This is a genomic window from Kitasatospora sp. LaBMicrA B282 (assembly GCF_050325825.1).
Taxonomy (GTDB): domain Bacteria; phylum Actinomycetota; class Actinomycetes; order Streptomycetales; family Streptomycetaceae; genus Kitasatospora.
Genome location: NZ_JBNQTI010000110.1, coordinates 13,399 through 30,253 on the forward strand (window position 1 = coordinate 13,399; position 16,855 = coordinate 30,253).

At 74.5% G+C, this 16,855-nt stretch carries 15 protein-coding genes, 1 tRNA gene and 1 pseudogene; 14 read left to right on the top strand and 3 right to left on the bottom strand.

All coding sequences use genetic code 11. The features are described 5' to 3' along the window. The first annotated feature begins 115 nt into the window (after window positions 1–115). The 4 genes from sepX (at window position 116) to ACQRUO_RS26270 (ending at window position 3,561) form a co-directional block, all read left to right on the top strand. On the top strand, window positions 116–1,159 hold the full coding sequence (gene sepX, locus ACQRUO_RS26255) for a divisome protein SepX/GlpR (protein ID WP_428318533.1): 1,044 nt from the start codon (window positions 116–118) through the stop codon (window positions 1,157–1,159). 78 nt (window positions 1,160–1,237) lie between these two features. After that, a tRNA-Ala gene (locus ACQRUO_RS26260) sits at window positions 1,238–1,314 on the top strand. Window positions 1,315–1,608: 294 nt separating this feature from the next. Continuing rightward, window positions 1,609–2,961: a DUF5685 family protein gene (locus tag ACQRUO_RS26265; protein WP_428318534.1), complete on the top strand. Its 1,353-nt coding sequence runs from the start codon at window positions 1,609–1,611 to the stop codon at window positions 2,959–2,961. Between the two features lie 72 nt (window positions 2,962–3,033). Next, window positions 3,034–3,561 carry a hypothetical protein gene (locus ACQRUO_RS26270; RefSeq protein ID WP_428318535.1) on the top strand — a complete coding sequence of 176 codons (528 nt, stop codon included), beginning with the start codon at window positions 3,034–3,036 and terminating at the stop codon, window positions 3,559–3,561. A 74-nt stretch (window positions 3,562–3,635) separates the two neighbouring features. Here the strand turns inward: ACQRUO_RS26270 and ACQRUO_RS26275 are convergent, their stop codons facing one another. Both ACQRUO_RS26275 and ACQRUO_RS26280 read right to left on the bottom strand, forming a co-directional pair. Further along, window positions 3,636–4,706: a hypothetical protein gene (locus ACQRUO_RS26275; protein WP_428318536.1), complete on the bottom strand. Its 1,071-nt coding sequence runs from the start codon at window positions 4,704–4,706 to the stop codon at window positions 3,636–3,638. A 130-nt stretch (window positions 4,707–4,836) separates the two neighbouring features. After that, window positions 4,837–5,397 carry a DUF6197 family protein gene (locus ACQRUO_RS26280; RefSeq protein WP_428318537.1) on the bottom strand — a complete coding sequence of 187 codons (561 nt, stop codon included), beginning with the start codon at window positions 5,395–5,397 and terminating at the stop codon, window positions 4,837–4,839. A gap of 260 nt (window positions 5,398–5,657) precedes the next feature. Here ACQRUO_RS26280 and ACQRUO_RS26285 point away from each other — a divergent pair, with 260 nt between their 5' ends. After that, entirely contained in the window at window positions 5,658–6,113 is a 456-nt protein-coding gene (locus tag ACQRUO_RS26285) for a hypothetical protein (protein WP_428318538.1), read from the top strand. Window positions 6,114–6,188: 75 nt separating this feature from the next. On the opposite strand, the gene ACQRUO_RS26290 is transcribed toward ACQRUO_RS26285, so the two are convergent. Beyond that, window positions 6,189–7,448 (bottom strand): phosphotransferase, encoded by a 1,260-nt coding sequence (locus ACQRUO_RS26290; RefSeq protein WP_428318539.1) that lies wholly within the window; start codon window positions 7,446–7,448, stop codon window positions 6,189–6,191. A gap of 56 nt (window positions 7,449–7,504) precedes the next feature. Here ACQRUO_RS26290 and ACQRUO_RS26295 point away from each other — a divergent pair, with 56 nt between their 5' ends. From ACQRUO_RS26295 to ACQRUO_RS26335, 9 genes and pseudogenes are all read left to right on the top strand, one after another. After that, complete coding sequence (locus ACQRUO_RS26295) at window positions 7,505–8,347, top strand: ABC transporter ATP-binding protein (RefSeq protein ID WP_428318540.1); 843 nt, start codon at window positions 7,505–7,507, stop codon at window positions 8,345–8,347. Next, window positions 8,344–9,015, top strand: coding sequence for an ABC transporter (locus ACQRUO_RS26300; RefSeq protein WP_428318541.1), 672 nt, complete (start codon window positions 8,344–8,346; stop codon window positions 9,013–9,015). Before ACQRUO_RS26295 ends, ACQRUO_RS26300 begins: the two co-directional genes overlap by 4 nt. Before the next feature lie 230 nt (window positions 9,016–9,245). Then, window positions 9,246–10,832 carry an MFS transporter gene (locus ACQRUO_RS26305; RefSeq protein WP_428318542.1) on the top strand — a complete coding sequence of 529 codons (1,587 nt, stop codon included), beginning with the start codon at window positions 9,246–9,248 and terminating at the stop codon, window positions 10,830–10,832. 164 nt (window positions 10,833–10,996) lie between these two features. After that, on the top strand, window positions 10,997–11,506 hold the full coding sequence (locus tag ACQRUO_RS26310; RefSeq protein WP_428318543.1) for a MarR family winged helix-turn-helix transcriptional regulator: 510 nt from the start codon (window positions 10,997–10,999) through the stop codon (window positions 11,504–11,506). 209 nt (window positions 11,507–11,715) lie between these two features. Beyond that, entirely contained in the window at window positions 11,716–12,048 is a 333-nt protein-coding gene (locus ACQRUO_RS26315) for a DUF1269 domain-containing protein (protein ID WP_428318544.1), read from the top strand. 115 nt (window positions 12,049–12,163) lie between these two features. Next, a complete protein-coding gene (locus ACQRUO_RS26320) occupies window positions 12,164–13,516 on the top strand; it encodes an FtsW/RodA/SpoVE family cell cycle protein (RefSeq protein ID WP_428318545.1) in 1,353 nt (450 codons plus the stop codon). Beyond that, entirely contained in the window at window positions 13,516–15,003 is a 1,488-nt protein-coding gene (locus ACQRUO_RS26325; protein WP_428318546.1) for a penicillin-binding transpeptidase domain-containing protein, read from the top strand. The genes ACQRUO_RS26320 and ACQRUO_RS26325 overlap by 1 nt, the downstream gene beginning before the upstream one ends. 130 nt (window positions 15,004–15,133) lie before the next feature. After that, entirely contained in the window at window positions 15,134–16,561 is a 1,428-nt protein-coding gene (locus tag ACQRUO_RS26330) for an APC family permease (RefSeq protein WP_428318550.1), read from the top strand. A gap of 81 nt (window positions 16,562–16,642) precedes the next feature. Then, a pseudogene (locus tag ACQRUO_RS26335) lies at window positions 16,643–16,855 on the top strand (hypothetical protein); the annotation flags it as partial.

Below are 16,855 nucleotides of genomic sequence, written 5' to 3' on the forward strand. Positions count from 1 at the left end.
CACCGCGGCAAGCGGTGACAAACATCGGCAAAATAGTCAGAGAATCAGCTTGGCACGGCGACACGCCGCGTCAAATTGCTGTCCGCCCTTATCCCTCGCCCGTACGGTGTGAAACGTGAGCAGTAGCGGCCTCATCTACGCGGTCATCGTAGGGGCCTGGGCTGCCTATCTGGTGCCCATGTGGCTCCGCAGGCAGGACGAGCTCAACGAAGCGCGCCCGACCGAACGTTTCAGCACCGCCATCCGCCTGCTCGCCGGGCGGTCGGCGCTGGAGCGGCGGGCGTCCCGGGTCCTCGCCGACGACGATTCCCACGCGCCCGACTCCGACGTGTCCGGCCCCGACCAGTGCGGGCCCGGCGCGAGCGGCACCGGCGCGGGCTTCGGCACGGCCCGAACCGGCGCGGACCGAACCGGCCTGGACCTGGACGGTGGGCCTGACGCCGCCTCGGGCGACGTCCCGGCCCCGGTTCCGGCGCCGACCCCGGCAGTCGCCCCGGCACCGGCGGGGCAGCCGTCCGGCATGCCCGTGGGCGGGCCGGGTGCCGACCGGCGGGCCCGGTTGCTGGCCCGGCGCCGGCGGATGGTCACGTTGCTCTTCCTGGCCTTCGCGCTCGGCGCCATCGTCGCGGCGGTGGCGGGCGTCACCTTCCTCTGGGCGCCGGCGCTGCCGGCGGTGCTGCTCACCCTCTACATCCGCCACCTGCGGCGGCTGGAGCGCCAGCGCTACGAGGTGAAGCTGGACCGGGTCCGGGCCGCCCAGGCCGCCCAGCGGCTGCGCGAGCGCGAGCAGGTCCGCTCGGCGGTCACCGTCGCGGTGGCCGCCGCGGACGCCGCGGCCGGGTCCGTCGCGCCCGCGCCCACGGCGGACCGCACCCAGCCCCGGGCGGCCGGCCAGGAGCTGGTCGAGGCCACCGACCACCAGGAGTGGGTGGACGGCCTGCGCGAGCGCGCCGCCGCCGGCCCCGACTCCTGGGAGCCGGTCCCGGTGCCGCTGCCCACCTACGTCACCGCCCCGGTGGCCCCGCGGATCACCCGCGGCCTCGACCTGGCCGCCCCCGGCACCTGGACCTCGGGCCGCCCGGCCGAGCCCCCGCACACCCCGCTCTTCGACCAGTACGAGACCCCGCCGGTCGACCGCCCCCGCGCGGTCGGCGAGTAGCCCACCCCGCCCCACCCCGCCCCACCAGCAGGGGTGGTCACGGGGCCCCTCCAGAAGGTGCTATTGTTTCTTCTCGTTGGGGCTGTGGCGCAGTCCGGTAGCGCACCTCGTTCGCATCGAGGGGGTCAGGGGTTCGAATCCCCTCAGCTCCACCAACATCAAGGCCCCTCCCGGGATCATCCGGGAGGGGCCTTGAGCGTTTTACGGCCGGTGCTCGTCCGAAGGAGCCCAGGGGTCCCGGGAGTGCCGGATGCGGCCAACGGCCGGTGGGGGCGGGCGGTGTGACGTAGCTCTCGGCGGTTCGCGGTCGGACGGCCCGTCAGGCGGGCGGCGGTCCGGCCCGGGGGAGCCGGGGCCCGATCGGGCCCTGACCCGATCGGGTGATCCGTCCCTCTAAGATGACGCCCGATCAACGGGGGCGCCGGGAGGCGCGGATGAGGGGTTTGACCGTGTTCGGAATCATCAGGCCGTGCCGGCACCGGCTGTCGGAGAAGCTGCAGACCTCGTGGTTGGCCCATCTGTGCGGGCTCTGCCTGGCGCTGCGCGACGACCACGGGCAGCTGGCCCGGACCGCGACCAACTACGACGGGCTGATCATCTCGGTCCTGGTGGAGGCCCAGCGGAGCGGTGCGGCGGCGGAGACCGGGCGGCGCACCGCCGGGCCGTGCCCGTTGCGCGGGATGCGCACCGCGCAGGTGGCCAAGGGGGAGGGGGCCCGGCTCGCCGCGGCCGTCTCGCTGGCCCTGGCCTCGGTGAAGGTGCGCGACCACGTGCTGGACGCGGACGGCGTCTTCGCCCGGCGCCCGGTGGCGGCCGGGGCTCGTGCGGTGGCCAGGCGCTGGGACCGGCAGAGCGCGGGCAGCGCGACCCTGGTGGGCTTCGACACCGAGGTGCTGCTCAGCGCCGCGGCCCGGCAGGACGAGGTCGAGCGGGCGGCCGGCCTGGGCAGCTCGGTGTTGTTGGTCACCGAGCCGACCGAGACCGCCACCGCCGCCGCGTTCGCGCACACCGCGGTGCTCGCCGGGCGGCCGGGCAACGCGACCGCCCTGCGCGAGGCGGGCCGGCTCTTCGGGCGGCTGGCGCACCTGCTGGACGCCGCCGAGGACCAGGCGGCGGACGACGCCGCGGGCGCCTGGAACCCGCTGACCGCCACCGGCACCAGCCGGACGGAGGCCGAGCGGCTCTGCCGGGACGCGGTGCACGGGATCCGGCTGGCGCTCAAGGACGTGGAGTTCACCGAGCGCGCGCTGGTCCACGTGCTGCTGGCGCACGAGACCGGGCAGGCGGTGGACCGGGTCTTCAAGCACGGCGGGCCCGGCTGCGCGGTGGGGGCGCACGGTTCGTACCAGGGTGGGCCGTACCAGGGCGGGCCCTATCAGGGTGGGCCGTACCAGCAGCCGCCGCAGAACCCGTACCAGCAGCCCTACCCGCCGCAGCAGCCGTATCCGGGCGGGCCGTTCCAGGGCGGCGGTCCCTATCAGGGTGGGCCTGGCGGTCCGGGCGGGCCCTTCCCGGGTGGCCCGGGTGGCCCGGGCGGGCCGGGTCACGGCTGGGCGGGCGGGCAGCCGCCGGAGCCGCCGCGCCGCGGGACCCTGGCCGGCTGCGCGATGTGGGCGCTGATGGCCTGCACCTGCCAGCTGCTCTGCTGCGATCACAACGACCCGTTCACCCGCCAGCGGCGGGAGGGCTTCTGCCAGCGGAACGACTGCTGCGACGTGGACTGCTGCGACTGCTGCTCGGCGGGCTGCGAGGGCGTCGAGTGCTGCGACTGCTGCTGTGACGGTTGCGACTGCAGCAGCTGAGTCCGGGCCCGACCCTGAGACCGGGCCGGCTCGGGGCTTTGCGAACGTGCTTCGGCGAGTAACACTGATTACATGATTACAGCGGAAGAGTTTGCAGCGGTCCGCGGCTGGTTCGCCGGGCGGCTCCCCGAGGGGCTGTTCGTCGAACTCGTGGAGGTCGCGGTCGACCGCGAGGAGATCACGGTGATCGGGCGGATCCCCGGCCCCGAGCTGGCCGAGGACGTCACGGAGGCGGAGCGGCGGTCCGCCGTGGAAGGGCGGGTCGCCGAGTTCCGGGAACGGACCCGGGAGGCGCGGATCGGGGTGGCCCGGGAGGCCGAGCACCGGTACGGGCGGAAGGTGTCCTGGGGCGTCGAGTGCGACGGCGTCCGGGCCCTGTTCACCACCGTGTCGGCGCCGGTGATGACCCGGCTGCGGCAGCCCGAGCGGCAGGTGCTGGACACCCTGGTGGCCGCCGGGGTGGCCCGCAGCCGCAGCGAGGCGCTGGGCTGGTGCGTGCGGCTGGTGGAGCAGCACGCGGACAGCTGGCTGACCGAGCTGCGCGACTCGCTGGAGCAAGTGCGCCGGGTCCGCGCCCAGGGCCCGGACCGGCAGGGCTAGGACCGGCCAGGGCCGGCTCGGCCCTGGCTCAGGCCGCTGGCGGTCCGGGCCGGCTCGGGTTCCGTGGGCGCGGGTCAGTCGCGGTAGGCGGGCAGGCCCGGGGTGGTGACGGTGAGTTCGGGGGCGGCCGAGCCGTCGGCCGGGAGGGTGACGACGCCCTGCGGGGTGCGGGCGGCGATGGTGCTGCCGTCCGGCGACCAGGCGGGCTCGGTGTAGTCCGTGGTGGCGTTCGGGGTCAGGTCGGTGCCGCTCGGGTTCTGCTGGTCCAGCTGGGCCGTGAACAGGTGGTCGTGGCCGCCGACCGAGCGGACGAAGACCAGCTCGGTGCCGGCGCCGTTCACCGCGGGCTCGGAGCCGTGGGTGTAGGCGCTGCCCTGCTGGCGCAGGTAGTCGTCGCGCAGGTACACCTGCCCGTCGCCGGTGTTGGCGTAGACCGAGAAGCCGTGCGAGCCGGCCGCGTTGGGCCAGGTGTTGCCGGTCTGCGGCAGCGAGGTCGGGTGGTCCTCGAAGACCGGGTTCAGGCTGAGTGCGGCGGGCTGGGCATCGGTCGCGGTGGCGGGGACGGTGTCCAGTCGGGTGGTGCCGCCCTGGTCGACGGCGAAGAAGAGGTTGTTCTTCGCCGGCTCGCCGTTGCCGTCCGCCGGGCTCACCTGCCAGGTGGGGTGCGACCAGGTCTGCCCGCCGGGGTTCTTGGCCACCACGCGCCGGTGGCTGCCGTCGGGGTCGGTGACCACCAGGTCGCCGTCGCCGTCGATGAAGGCGGCCCTGCTGCCGTCCGGGTTCCAGGCCAGGTCGCGGACCTGGGTGTGGAAGTCGACGGTGGTCCCGTTCATCAGTACCAGCGGGGTGCCGTCACTGACCGTCAGCTTGGAGTGGGCGGTGCCGTTCGGGCCGCTCGCGGGGGTCGCCGGCGCGCTGCTGCGGGTGCCGGCGGGGGTCCGCGGGGCGGCGCTCGTGGTCGGCGGGGCCGGGCGGGAACTGCCGGCCGGTGCCGCGGAGCCGGGAGGTGCGGCGGACCCGGCCGGGCTGCCGGCGGTGCCGGTGTCGTCGGGCCCGCAGGCCGACAGCAGCAGGGCCGCACCGGCGGTCAACGCGGCGGTGAGGGCGACGGCGGCGACTGGGCGACGGCGGTGACGAGCTGACATCTGACTTCCCCCCGGGTGCGGACTGGCGCTGTGTCACCAGGATGGCGGCGCCAGGTCCGGGAAGGGTCGACCGGCTGTCACGGCCGTGCAACAGCACGGCGTGGCAGGGGAATCGGCGGCTGACGGCGACTCACAGGCACAGCCGGGCCGCCCGCAGCGCCGCCTGCTCCAGCACCCGGTGCACGTCCGCCTGCCGGGTGGTCGGCCGGTCGTTGTACTCGTCCGGCGAGCCGACCGGTCGCCCGGTGGCGTGCAGCACCTCCATCACCTGGGCCCGGGCGGTGCGCGCCGTCGCCGCGGTGCCGTACCCGTGGCCGAGCACCGCGGCCTGGGCGCCGAGCAGGCAGACCCGCCCCTCGGCGTCCCAGAGCGCGCCCTGCAGCCAGCCGTGCTGGGTGAGGTAGCGCGAGGTGAGCCGCAGGTGCGCGGCGGCGCTGACCGGCACCGGGGCGGCCGGGCGCCGGGTCAGCCGCTGGGCCAGGGTGCGGTGGGGGAGCGGGTACTCGGCGTGCCACGGTTGCAGCACGCTGCCGTACCGGCAGAGGTACGGGACCGCGTACGGGCTGCGCGCCGCTTCGGCGGGGGGCGTGGGCGGGGCGGGCAGCGAGGCGAGGTAGGCCTCGATCTCGGCGATCAGGCCCGAGTCCTCCGGGACGACGACCACGGGCCGGGGCGGCAGGCTCAGGCGCACAGCTGGCTCCTCTGTCCGGTTTGCGGCTTTCCTCCTTGTCTATGGATAGCGGGAGTCCGGCCGGCCGGCGCGCACCGGTGGGCCGAAGGCGTGTCGCACCCCCGCCGGACGGCTGCCCCGGCGGGGGTGCCGGGTCAGCCTGAAGTCGGATGGGCTGCGCCTCGGGGTGGACGGTGGGCTTCCACCCGCGGAGCGACGCGGTGCCGGCCCTGGGCCGGAAGGATGAGGTTCGTAGCCAGCCACCGGAAGGAGAACCCGCCATGCCGCTCAGGACCGCCACCGTCGCCGCCGTCACGGTGACCACCCTCGGCCTCGGGGTGTTGGGCGTCACCCTGGCGCCGATGGCCAGGGACCTGGTGGCCGACCGGCACATCGAGGAGTCCCACTACGACTCGGGTGCGGTCGCCAAGACCTCGCGGGCCTCGATGCCGCGCTGGCTGCCGGACGGGGCGAAGGCGGTCAGCTACAAGATGTCGACCACCGGCGGCGACCGTCTGCTCCGGGCCCAGCTGCCCAGCGGCGCGCTGCCCGCGGGGTGTAGCCCGACCGCCCCGGCCGTGCCGGCGGTCGCCAAGCTCAGTGCCGCCTGGTTCCCGACCGGCGCCAAGGCGCCCACCCCGGTCGCCAGCTGCGGCAGTTACCGGGTGGCGCTGGACGGGCGGCAGCTCTACGCCTGGCAGGACGACGCCGACTGGCTCGCCGCCGCCGCGAAGTAGCCGCGCCCGGGCGGCGGTGCCGAGCAGCTGCCCAGCCGCCCAGCCACCCCACCCGGCCGGGTGGCGGGGTGGGCCCTACCCGGTCAGGCCGTCGGCGACCAGCAGCTCGAAGGCGGCCAGTGCCGCCCGCAGCTCGGCGGCCGGGTCCGCCGCGTGGTAGCGGTACTCGCTCGGCTCGATCCGGTCCAGGAACTCCTGGTAGCGCGCCGCGTAGGCGAGGTGGGAGAGCGGTTCGGCCAGCCGCAGCGCCGTCCGCGGGTCGCAGCCGGGTACCAGCTCCCGCCAGGCCGCGCACCAGGCCGCGGCCGTCTGCTCCCAACGCTCGGGCGAGGTGAAGGCCTTGGGGCGCAGCCCGTCCAGGGCCGGGTGGCCGTAGCAGCTGTCCGCGAAGTCCACCAGCACCGCGTCGGTGCCCGCCGAGCGCCAGTTGCCCGGGTGGAAGTCGCCGTGCAGCACCGTCTCCGGCAGGCCGCAGGCGGCCAACCGCTCGACCAGTTCGGGCAGTCGATCGGCCAGCAGGCGGGCGCGGACCAGCTCGGCCGCGGTCAGCTCGCCGCCCGCCGGCCCGGCCAGCAGGGCGGCCAGCGCACCGGGCAGCAGCCGCGGCGAGCGGTCCGGCAGACCGGGCGGCGGCCCGTCCGGGAACCGCGCGGCGAGCGCGGCCTGCACCCGGGCCAGCCGGGGCATGGTGGCCCGGACCAGCTCGGCCGAGGGGCCCCAGCAGTCGGCCCCGGGCACGTGGTCCAGCAGCAGCAGGCGCCGCTCGGGGTCGGCCGCGAGCACCGGCGGCACGAAGTCCGGGTCCACCGCGCCGTACCGGGCGATCACGGCGGCCTCGTCCACCGCGAAGTCACGGCCGGTCTTCAGCCAGACCGGCCCGGCCGCGGTGGGCAGCCGCAGCAGCCCGGCCAGGTTCCAGGTCTTCACCTGCTCGACCGGCCCGACCGGCGGGCGCCCGAGGTCGGTCAGCGCCGCCTCGGCCCAGGCCAGTGCGGCCCGCAGCCCCGCCGCGGTGGCGTACTCGGCGCGGTGCGGGTGCGGGGCGAGCAGCGCCAGCTCGGCCGCCGTGGCGGGGCGGCCCACCGCGCTCGCCGCCGGCGGCTCCAGCGCCTCCGCGTGGTAGCGGACGTGGCCGCCCCGCCCGTCCTGGCCGCCCTCGACGTCCAGCAGCCGCAGCACCGCCACCGGCACCCGGAGCTCCGCGCTCAGCCGCGCGGCCACCGGGGCCACCTCCGGCCACCGCGGCCGCTCCGTCGGGAACGGGCCGACCACCCCCAACTGTCGTTCGCCGCAGGACACCAGGACACTGACCGTACGATCGGAAGCACTGTTCACCGGGGCAGTCTGGAGGCCGTCCGACAGCACCGCGACCGATTTTCGGGGGAGGACGGATGGAACTGCTGCGGTTGTCCGCGGCGGGCAAGCGCTACCGCCGGTCCGGGGACTGGGTGTTGCGCGAGGTGGAGCTGGCGCTCGGGCCCGGCGCGCTGGTGCGGATCGAGGGGGCGAACGGCAGCGGCAAGTCGACCCTGCTCAAGCTGGTGGCCGGGATCGAGCCGCCGAGCCGCGGGCGGGTCCGGGTGGCCGGGCGGACCGCCTACGTGCCCGAGCGCTTCCCGCCCGCGCTGCCCTTCGAAGCGGCCGGCTACCTGCGGCACCTGGGTCGGATCCACGGCCTGGGCAGCGCGGCGGCCGCCGAGCGGGCGGACTTCTGGCTGGACCGGTTCGGCCTCGCCGACCGGGCCGGCACCCCGCTGGACCGGCTCTCCAAGGGCAGCTGCCAGAAGGTGGCGGTCGCCCAGGCGCTGCTCGCCGACGCCGAGGTGCTGCTGCTGGACGAGGCCTGGACCGGCCTGGACCAGGCGGCCCGGGCCACCCTGGACGAGGCGGCGGCCGACCGGGCCGAGGCCGGTGGCCTGGTGCTCTTCGTCGACCACGACCCGACCCGGCTGGCCGGCCGCACCGGTCGGGCCTTCCGGGTGGCCGGCGCCGGGCTGCGGGAGCTGGCGCCGCCCGCGGCCGCGCGGGCCCCGCAGCAGCTGATGACCGTGGTGGTGGCCGCCGCCGAGTTGCCCGACGGGTTGCCGGGTGCGCCGGAGCGGGCGGCGGGGCCGGACGGCACGGTGCGGCTCACGGTCGCGGCGGATCACTCGGACGCGCTGCTGCGCCGGCTGCTCACCGCGGCCGAGCCGGTCCGGGTGCTGGACGTCCACCGGGTCGGGGCGGCCCGGTGAGCGCGCTGGTCCGCTACCAGGCGGCGTTGCTGCTGCGCTCCCAGCGCTGGTTGCCGCCGCTGCTCTGCTTCGTGCTGGTGCTGGGCATCGGGGTGGCCGGCGACGAGCCGCTGATGGACTCGCTGGCCTTCGGCGGGGCGCTGCTGGTCCCGATCACGGCCTGGTACGTCCGGTGCACGCTGACCGCCGACCCGCCGCAGGCCCGGGCCTGCCTGGTCGCGGCGGTCGGTGCGGCCCGGGTGCAGCTGGCCTCGCTGGTGGTGGCGCTCGGCGTGGGGCTGGTGCTGGCCGGGGCCACGGTCGGGGCCTGCTGGGCGGTCTGCGGGCGCACGGTGGCCGACCCGACCAGGTCGGTGCCCCGGGGTGAGGCGCTGCTGGCCGGGGTGCCGGTGGTGCTGAGCTGCGTGCTGACCGGGCTGGTGGTCGGGGCACTGAGCCACCGGCCGGTGCTGCTGCGCGGCTCCTACGGGATCCTCGCGGTGCTCGGGCTGTCGATGCTGATGCTGCTGCTGCCGGGGGTGCCGGCGAACAGCGCGGTGCGGGCGCTGGAGACCGGCTCGCAGCAGGTGCGGGTGTCCTACCCGTTGCTCGCTCCGCTGCTGGCGGCCCTGCTCGCCGTCGTGGTCGCGGCCGGCACGGCGGCGCTGGCCGGGCGGCGCACCGAGTAGCGGCCGGCTGCCTGACCGGCCACTTCGCTGGGCCGCCGATCACCGATCGGCGGCCCAGCGGCGTTTCCGGGGGCCTCGGGCTCCGGTCGAGTGCCGGGAGAAGACGATCATCGCGTGATTGACAGTCAGGCTTCGGATAACTAGCTTCATTAATCATCGAGATCTCGATGATCTGAGTCCGATGAGTCTGCCCTGCCCGCGGGCCGGGCCGTGACCGCTGGGGGTTTCCGTTGTCCGTCGCCTCGACCGTCTCCGCACCGAGCGCGGGCGCGCCGCCCGCCGCCTCCGCCACGCGGTGGTGGACGCTCGGCATCGTCTCGATCGCCACCTTCATGCTGATGCTCGACCTGACCGTGGTGAACGTGGCGCTGCCCGACCTGCGCACCGCGCTGCACGCCGACTTCTCCGACCTGCAGTGGGTGCTCGACGCCTACGCGCTGACCCTGGCCGCCTTCCTGCTCACCGGCGGCTCGCTGGCGGACCGGCTCGGCCGCAAGCGGATCTACGGCATCGGCTTCGTGGTCTTCACCGCCGCCTCGCTGGCCTGCGGCGCGGCCACCGGCATCCTGGCGCTCAACCTGGCCCGCGGGGTGCAGGGGATCGGCGCCGCGGTGCTCTTCGCGGTCGGGCCGGCGCTGGTCGGGCAGGAGTTCCGGGGCAAGGACCGGGCCGTGGCCTTCGGGGTGTTCGGCGGGGTCTCCGGGCTGGCGATCGCCTTCGGGCCGCTGATCGGCGGCGCGCTCACCGACGGGATCGGCTGGCGCTGGATCTTCCTGGTCAACGTGCCGATCGGGCTGGTCGCGATGGTGCTCGGCGCGCTGCGGATCCCCGAGTCGCGCGACCCGGCCGCGCACCGGGTGGACTACGCCGGCCTGGGGGTCTTCTCGGCCGCGCTCGGCCTGCTGGTGCTCGGCTTCCTGCGCGGTGAGTCGCTCGGCTGGACCAGTGCGGCGGTGCTCGGCATGTTCGGCGGCTCGGTGGTGCTGCTGGTGCTCTTCGCGGTGATCGAACGGCGGCTCGGCGAGGCCGCGATGCTCGACCTCGGGCTGTTCCGCAACCGCACCTTCAACGGGATCTCGGTGGCCACCCTGCTCGGCAACGCGGCGGGCATGGCGGCGATCTTCCTCGAGGTCTCGTACATGCAGAACGTGCTCGGCTACTCCCCGCTCGCCACCGGCCTGCGCTTCCTGCCGCTGACCCTGACCCTGTTCGTGGCCGCCGCGGTCACCGGCAGCCTGACCGCCTCGGTCCCGCCGCGGCTGCTGGTCGGCACCGCGATCGCCGTGATGTCGGCGGGGCTCTTCCTGGTCACCCTGGTCCAGCCGGGCAGCGGCTGGACCGCGATGCTGCCGGCCATGCTGCTGACCGGCCTCGGGATGGGCATGTTCAACCCGCCGCGCTCCGCGCTGGCGATCGGCGTGGCCGAGCCGGCCAAGGCGGGCATGGCGGCCGGGATCGGCGAGACCTTCCAGCAGGTCGGGATCGCGATCGGGATCGCCGGGTTCGGGGCGCTCTTCCAGCACCGGGTCACCGACGCCTTCGCGCACTCGGCGGCGGGCCGGGCGCTGGGGCCGCAGGCCACCGAGGGCGGGCGCACGGTGGCGGCCGGCGCCGGCCGGGAGCTGGCCGCCTCGGTGCCGGTCCCGCTGCGCTCGGCGGTGGCCACTGCGGCGCGCGAGGCCTTCGTGCACGGGCTGACCGAGGTGCTGGTGGGCTGCGGCGCGGTGGCGGCGGCCGGGGCGCTGGCCGGCTTCCTCTTCGTCCGCACCCGGGACCTGCACGAGAGCGCGCTGGCCGGCGCCGAACTGGGCCACTGAGCCGGCCCGGCCGGGGCCGGCCGGTTCCGGGTCGGTTCCGGGCCGGTGCCAGGCCCGGCTTCCGGTCGGCCCCGGTTCGCCGGTTCGTTGATGCTCCGAAAGGCCGATGATAGATTCTTGAAAAGTTCAAGAGTCGACGACTCCCGGCCGGATGGGAGATTCCGATGGCACGCACCGCCCCCACGGAACCCGCGGCACCGGCGCTCGGCACCCCGCGCCCGGACTTCCCGCTCGCCGACCACGCCGGCGTGCTGCTGCACAAGGCCGGCATGGTGATCGCCGAGGAGGTCGACCAGGCGCTCCGGGCCGAGGGCCACAAGCTGCGCAACTTCCTGGTGCTGGCCGCCCTGGCCGGCGGCGCCGAGCTCTCCCAGCAGGACCTCAGTCAGGTGATCAACCTCGATCCGACCACCGTGGTCGCGCTGATCGACGAGCTGGAGCGGGCCGGTCAGGTCGAGCGCCGGCGCAACCCGGCCGACCGGCGCCGCTACATCCTGGGGTTGACCGAGACCGGCCGGACCGCGCTGGCCGAGGCCCAGCAGGTGGCCGAGCAGGCCGAGGACGCCTTCTTCGCCGACCTGCCGGCGGGTCAGCGGCAGCTGCTGCACGAGATCCTCGGCGGCCTGCTGGCCAACCGCTGGCCGCGGGCGGTCTGCTCGATGGAGGACCACTGAGTCGCGGGGCCCGGTGGCCGGCGGGCACCGCCGAGCTGCTGGGTGCCGCCGAGCTGCTTGGCCCCGCCGGCCGGCGGGCCCCGACCTGCCGCGGGTGATCTGACCGGAAGCGGCCAAAAGCGGACACACCGCATCAGAAGCTCGATAAATATGGCTAATCGCCCTACGGTGGCGGCAACACGCCCGCCTGCCCGAAGGGACCGTCAGCCGTGAGCAACCTGTTCGCCATCGCCTACCCGGACCTCGCCACCGCGATCGGCCTGCTCTTCTTCATGCCGCTGCTCGGCGCCGCGGTCGGCGGGGCGACCGGCGCGGCGATGGGCGCCAGTACCGACCTCGGGGTGGACGACGGCTTCATGCGCGAGGTCGGCCGACACCTGCAACCGGGCAGCGCGGCGGTCTTCCTGCTGGTCCGCAAGGCGACCGCGGACAAGGTGGTGCCGGCGCTGGCCCGGTTCGGCGGCCGGATCATCCAGACCTCGCTGCCGCACGAGGCCGAGGCCGAGCTGCGGGCCACGGTCCAGGCCGCCCAGGGCGCCTGACGGACCCCCACCGGCCGCGGCGGCGGACGGCTGCCGCCGTTCGCCGCCGCCGTGCGACCCCGAGGAGCGGGAGCCGTGATATCCACTCGTACCGGACAGGAGCCGCGGTCCACCCATGGCCACCACCGCCGCCACCACCGCCCGGCGTGAGCCGGCCGGGTCCCGGCCGGGCACCGGCCGCAACGTCGAACTCGTGCTGCTGCTGGGCGCGGTGGCGATCGCGGTGTTGGGCTACGTCGAGGTCGGCCTGAACATCGACGACCGGGTCCCGCCGGACGCCGCCGAGTACGGCGCCGCGCTGGGCGGCCTGGCGCTGGTCGCCCACCTGGCGATCCGCTGGCGGGCGCGCTACGCCGACCCGCTGCTGCTGCCGATCGGCGTGCTGCTCAACGGCATCGGACTGGTCGTCATCTACCGCCTGGACCGGGCCACCCCGAACAGCCACGCGGCGCCCACCCAGCTGCTCTGGTCGACCCTGGGCGTGGCGCTCTGCGTGGCGGTGGTGGTGCTGCTGCGCGACCACCGGGTGCTGCAGCGCTACGCCTACAGCGGGGCACTGGTGGCGCTGGTGCTGCTGGTGGTGCCGATCTTCTTCCCGGCGGTCTACGGCTCGCGGATCTGGATCACCATCGGCCCGTTCTCCATCCAGCCGGGCGAGTTCGCCAAGATCCTGCTGGTGATCTTCTTCGCCGCCTACCTGGCCGCGCACCGCGACACGCTGGCGCTGACCGGCCGGCGGATCTGGGGCTTCACGCTGCCGGTGGGGCGGGTGCTGGCGCCGGTGCTGGTGATCTGGGCGGCCTTCATCGGGGTGCTGGTGCTGGAGACCGACCTCGGGATGTCGCTGCTCTACTTCGGCATCTTCGTGGTGATGCTCTACGTGGCCACCGCCCGGATCAGCTGGATCGCGATCGGGCTGGTACTCGCCGCGGCCGGCGTGACGGTGGTCGGCTGGCTCTCCCCGCACGTGCACGCCCGGGTGGACCAGTGGCTGCACCCGCTGGCCTCGGTGGCGGCCGGGCAGGGGGCCAACCAGATCGCCCAGTCGCTCTTCGCCTTCGCCTGGGGCGGGGTGCTCGGCACCGGGCTGGGACTCGGCCACTCGATCCTGATCGGGTTCGCCGCGAAGTCCGACTTCATCCTGGCCACCATCGGCGAGGAGCTCGGGCTGGTCGGGATGGTCGCGCTGCTGCTGCTCTACCTGCTGCTGGTCTCCCGCGGCTACCGGACCGGCATCGCGCTGCGCGACGCGTTCGGGCAGCTGCTGGCGATCGGCCTGGCCACCATCGTGGCCCTGCAGGTCTTCGTGGTCGCGGGCGGGGTGCTCGACCTGATCCCGCTGACCGGGGCCACCCTGCCGTTCATCGCGCAGGGCGGCTCCTCGGTGGTGACCAACTGGATCATCGTGGCGCTGCTGGTCCGGCTCAGCGACCTGGCCCGCCGCCCCGAGACGGCGGAGGAGCTCTGATGGCCGGTCGCCCCGGGATCTCGGTGACCGGCCGCCGGGCCGGGCTGTTCTGCCTGGTGCTGATCCTGCTGCTGGCCGCCCAGGCGACCCGGATCCAGGTCTTCCAGGCCAAGGGCTACGACGACAACGCGGCCAACCAGCGCAAGGCGATCGAGCGCTACGCCCAGCCGCGCGGCACCATCCTGGTCGGCGGCTCCCCGGTGACCGGCTCGGCCGCCACCGGCGGCCGGTTCGACTACAAGCGCACCTACACCGACGGCCCGGCCTTCGCCGCGATCACCGGCTACTCCTCGCAGATCTACGGCAACTCGCAGCTGGAGGGGATCGAGGACGGCATCCTGTCCGGCACCGACAGCCGGCTGGACGGCTGGGCGCTCTGGGCCGAGCTGACCCGCAAGCGGAACCCCGGCGGCGACGTGTACACCACCATCAACCCGGCCGCCCAGCAGGCCGCCCTGTCGGGGTTGGGCAGCCAGAAGGGTGCGGTGGTGGCGATCGAGCCGGGCACCGGGCGGATCCTGGCGCTGGCCAGCACCCCCTCCTACGACCCGGGCAGCTTCGCCGGCTCGGCCACCGCCGACCAGAACGCCTGGACCAAGCTGCAGGCCGACAGCGACCAGCCGATGCTCAACCGGGCGCTGCGCCAGACCTACCCGCCGGGCTCCACCTTCAAGGTGGTCACCGCCGCCGCGGCGCTGGCGAACGGGGTGGTCACCGACGTCAACGCCCCCACCGGCGCGCCGTACCCGTACGTCATGCCGGGCACCACCACCCCGCTGGTCAACGACACCAGCGCCTGCAACCAGCCCAACCTGGACCTGGACACCGCGATGACGCTCTCCTGCAACAGCGTGCTGGGCTACCTGGGGGTGCAGACCGGGCTGGACAAGATGGTGGCGATGGCGCAGGGCTTCGGCTTCAACGATCCCAAGCTGGACATGCCGATCCGCCCGGCGCGGAGCAACTTCGACACCCGGATGAACCAGTCCCAGCTCGCGCTCTCCTCGATCGGTCAGTTCGACACCGCGGCCACCCCGCTGGTGATGTCGATGGTCGCGGCGGGCGTGGCGAACAACGGCACGGTGATGTATCCCCAGCTTGTGGACAAGCTGACCAAGTCCGACGGCAACACCGTGCAGCTGATGCACCCGCAGGTCTACAGGCAGGCGATGAGCCCCGCGGTGGCCGGCCAGGTGCAGCAGCTGATGGCCGACGTGGTGGCGAACGGCACCGGTACCAACGCGCAGATCCCCGGCGCGGTGGTCGGCGGCAAGACCGGCACCGCGCAGCACGGGGTGGACAACACCGGCACGCCGTACGCCTGGTTCATCTCCTGGGCCAAGCCGGCCGGCTCGGCGGCGGTGCCGCCGGTGGCCGTGGCGGTGGTGATCGCCGACAGCAACGCGACCGACGTGTCCGGCGGCAGGCTGGCCGCACCGATCGCCAAGGCGGTGATGCAGGCGGTGCTGGGCGGCAAGGGGCAGTGAGGCCGGGGCCGGCGGGCAGGATCCGGCGGCCATTCGGTGGATTATCCGACTGCATGTATATTTATGCGAAATATCCCACCAGGTCGGAGAGAGCACCACCGTGTCCAGCCCCACCCCGTTCGGCCGGCGCATGCTGCGCCGCAAGCCGGTCGAGACCCTGATCGCCGAGAGCGCCGAGAACGGCACCCCGGGAGGGCTGCGCCGCTCGATCGGCCTCTGGCAGCTCTCCGCGATCGGCATCGGGGCCACCGTCGGCACCGGGATCTTCTTCGTGCTCTCCTCGGCGGTGCCCGAGGCCGGGCCGGCCGTGCTGCTCTCCTTCGTGCTGGCCGCCGTCACCGCGGGGCTGACCGCGCTCTGCTACGCCGAGCTGGCCTCCGCGATCCCGGTCTCCGGCTCCTCCTACAGCTACGCCTACGCCACCCTCGGCGAGGCCACCGCCTTCGGGGTCGGCATCTGCCTGCTGCTGGAGTACGGGGTCTCGGCCTCGGCGATCGCGGTCAGCTGGGGGCAGTACCTGAACAAGTTCGCCCAGCTGGCGTTCGGCGTCACCATCCCGGCCTGGCTGGCCCAGCCGCCCGGCGACGGCGGGTACGTGAACCTGCCCGCGGTGGTGCTGGTGGCGCTGGTCTGCCTGCTGCTGGTGCGCGGGGCGGGGGAGAGCGCCAAGGTGAACGCGGTGATGGTCGCGGTCAAGATCCTGGTGCTGCTGCTCTTCGTCGGCGTGGCGCTGACCGGCTACCACTCCGGCAACCTGCACGACTTCATGCCGCTGGGCTGGTCCGGGGTGGGCACCGCCGCCTCCGGGATCTTCTTCTCCTTCATCGGCCTGGACGCCGTCTCCACGGCCGGCGAGGAGGTCCGCAACCCGCGCCGCACCCTGCCGTTGGCGATCATCATCTCGCTGGTGGTGGTCACCCTGCTGTACGTGCTGGTGGCGCTGGCGGCGCTCGGCGCGCAGCCCTGGCAGAAGTTCGACGGCCAGGACGCGGGGCTGGCGCAGATCCTGCAGGACCTCACCGGGCAGACCTGGCCGGCGCTGGTCTTCGCGCTGGGCGCGATCGTCTCGATCTTCAGCGTCACCCTGGTGGTGATCTACGGTCAGACCCGGATCCTCTACTCGATGGGCCGGGACGGGATGCTGCCGGCCGCCTTCGCCCGGGTCTCGCCGCGCACCGGCACACCGGTCTGGAACACCCTGGTGGTCGGCGGCGCGGTGGCGCTGCTGGCGGCCTTCGTGCCCCTCGACATCCTCACCGACCTGACCTCGATGGGCACCCTGGTCGCCTTCGCGGTGGTGGCGGTCGGCGTCATGGTGCTGCGCCGGCGCAACCCCGGGCTGCGGCGCGGCTTCAAGGTCCCCGGATACCCCGTCACCCCGGTGCTCAGCGTGCTCTGCTGCGGCTACCTGATCCGCGGACTGCACCCGCTGACCTTCGTCTTCTTCGGCGTGGCCGCGCTGCTCGCCGCGGCCGGCTACCTCGGGTACGGCATCCGACACTCCCGTCTGGAGCAATCCGCAGACGCACCGTTGGCCACTCCGGCACCGCGGAGCTGACGCCTTAACCGATGGATCCGCGTCTGACTAGCCCCTGCAGTCTGACGACATGACCGGGCGCGGGGAAATACCCTTCGGTCCATGGTGACCACCCGTTCGTCCGGCGCCGTGCGCAGCCGCGGCCGGTTCGGCGTTCGGCGCGCCGCGCGCGGCGGTAGACCCGTGGGGCGTTCCGGCGACCACCCGGTCGGCCGCCGCCCCGCCCCCGTCCACCACGTGGACCCCGACCCCGGCCCGGCCGACCGGCCGGCCGCCGGAACGCTCCGGCGCACGCCCGCCGCCGGGCGGACCGGC

Coding starts and splice junctions, on each gene's coding strand:
- ACQRUO_RS26310 (WP_428318543.1), top strand. CDS start 10,997: ATGGCACGCACCGCCCCCACGGAACCCGCGGCACCGGCGCTCGGCACC.
- ACQRUO_RS26275 (WP_428318536.1), bottom strand. CDS start 4,706: ATGTCAGCTCGTCACCGCCGTCGCCCAGTCGCCGCCGTCGCCCTCACC.
- ACQRUO_RS26285 (WP_428318538.1), top strand. CDS start 5,658: ATGCCGCTCAGGACCGCCACCGTCGCCGCCGTCACGGTGACCACCCTC.
- ACQRUO_RS26325 (WP_428318546.1), top strand. CDS start 13,516: ATGGCCGGTCGCCCCGGGATCTCGGTGACCGGCCGCCGGGCCGGGCTG.
- ACQRUO_RS26295 (WP_428318540.1), top strand. CDS start 7,505: ATGGAACTGCTGCGGTTGTCCGCGGCGGGCAAGCGCTACCGCCGGTCC.
- ACQRUO_RS26330 (WP_428318550.1), top strand. CDS start 15,134: ATGCTGCGCCGCAAGCCGGTCGAGACCCTGATCGCCGAGAGCGCCGAG.
- ACQRUO_RS26320 (WP_428318545.1), top strand. CDS start 12,164: ATGGCCACCACCGCCGCCACCACCGCCCGGCGTGAGCCGGCCGGGTCC.
- ACQRUO_RS26270 (WP_428318535.1), top strand. CDS start 3,034: ATGATTACAGCGGAAGAGTTTGCAGCGGTCCGCGGCTGGTTCGCCGGG.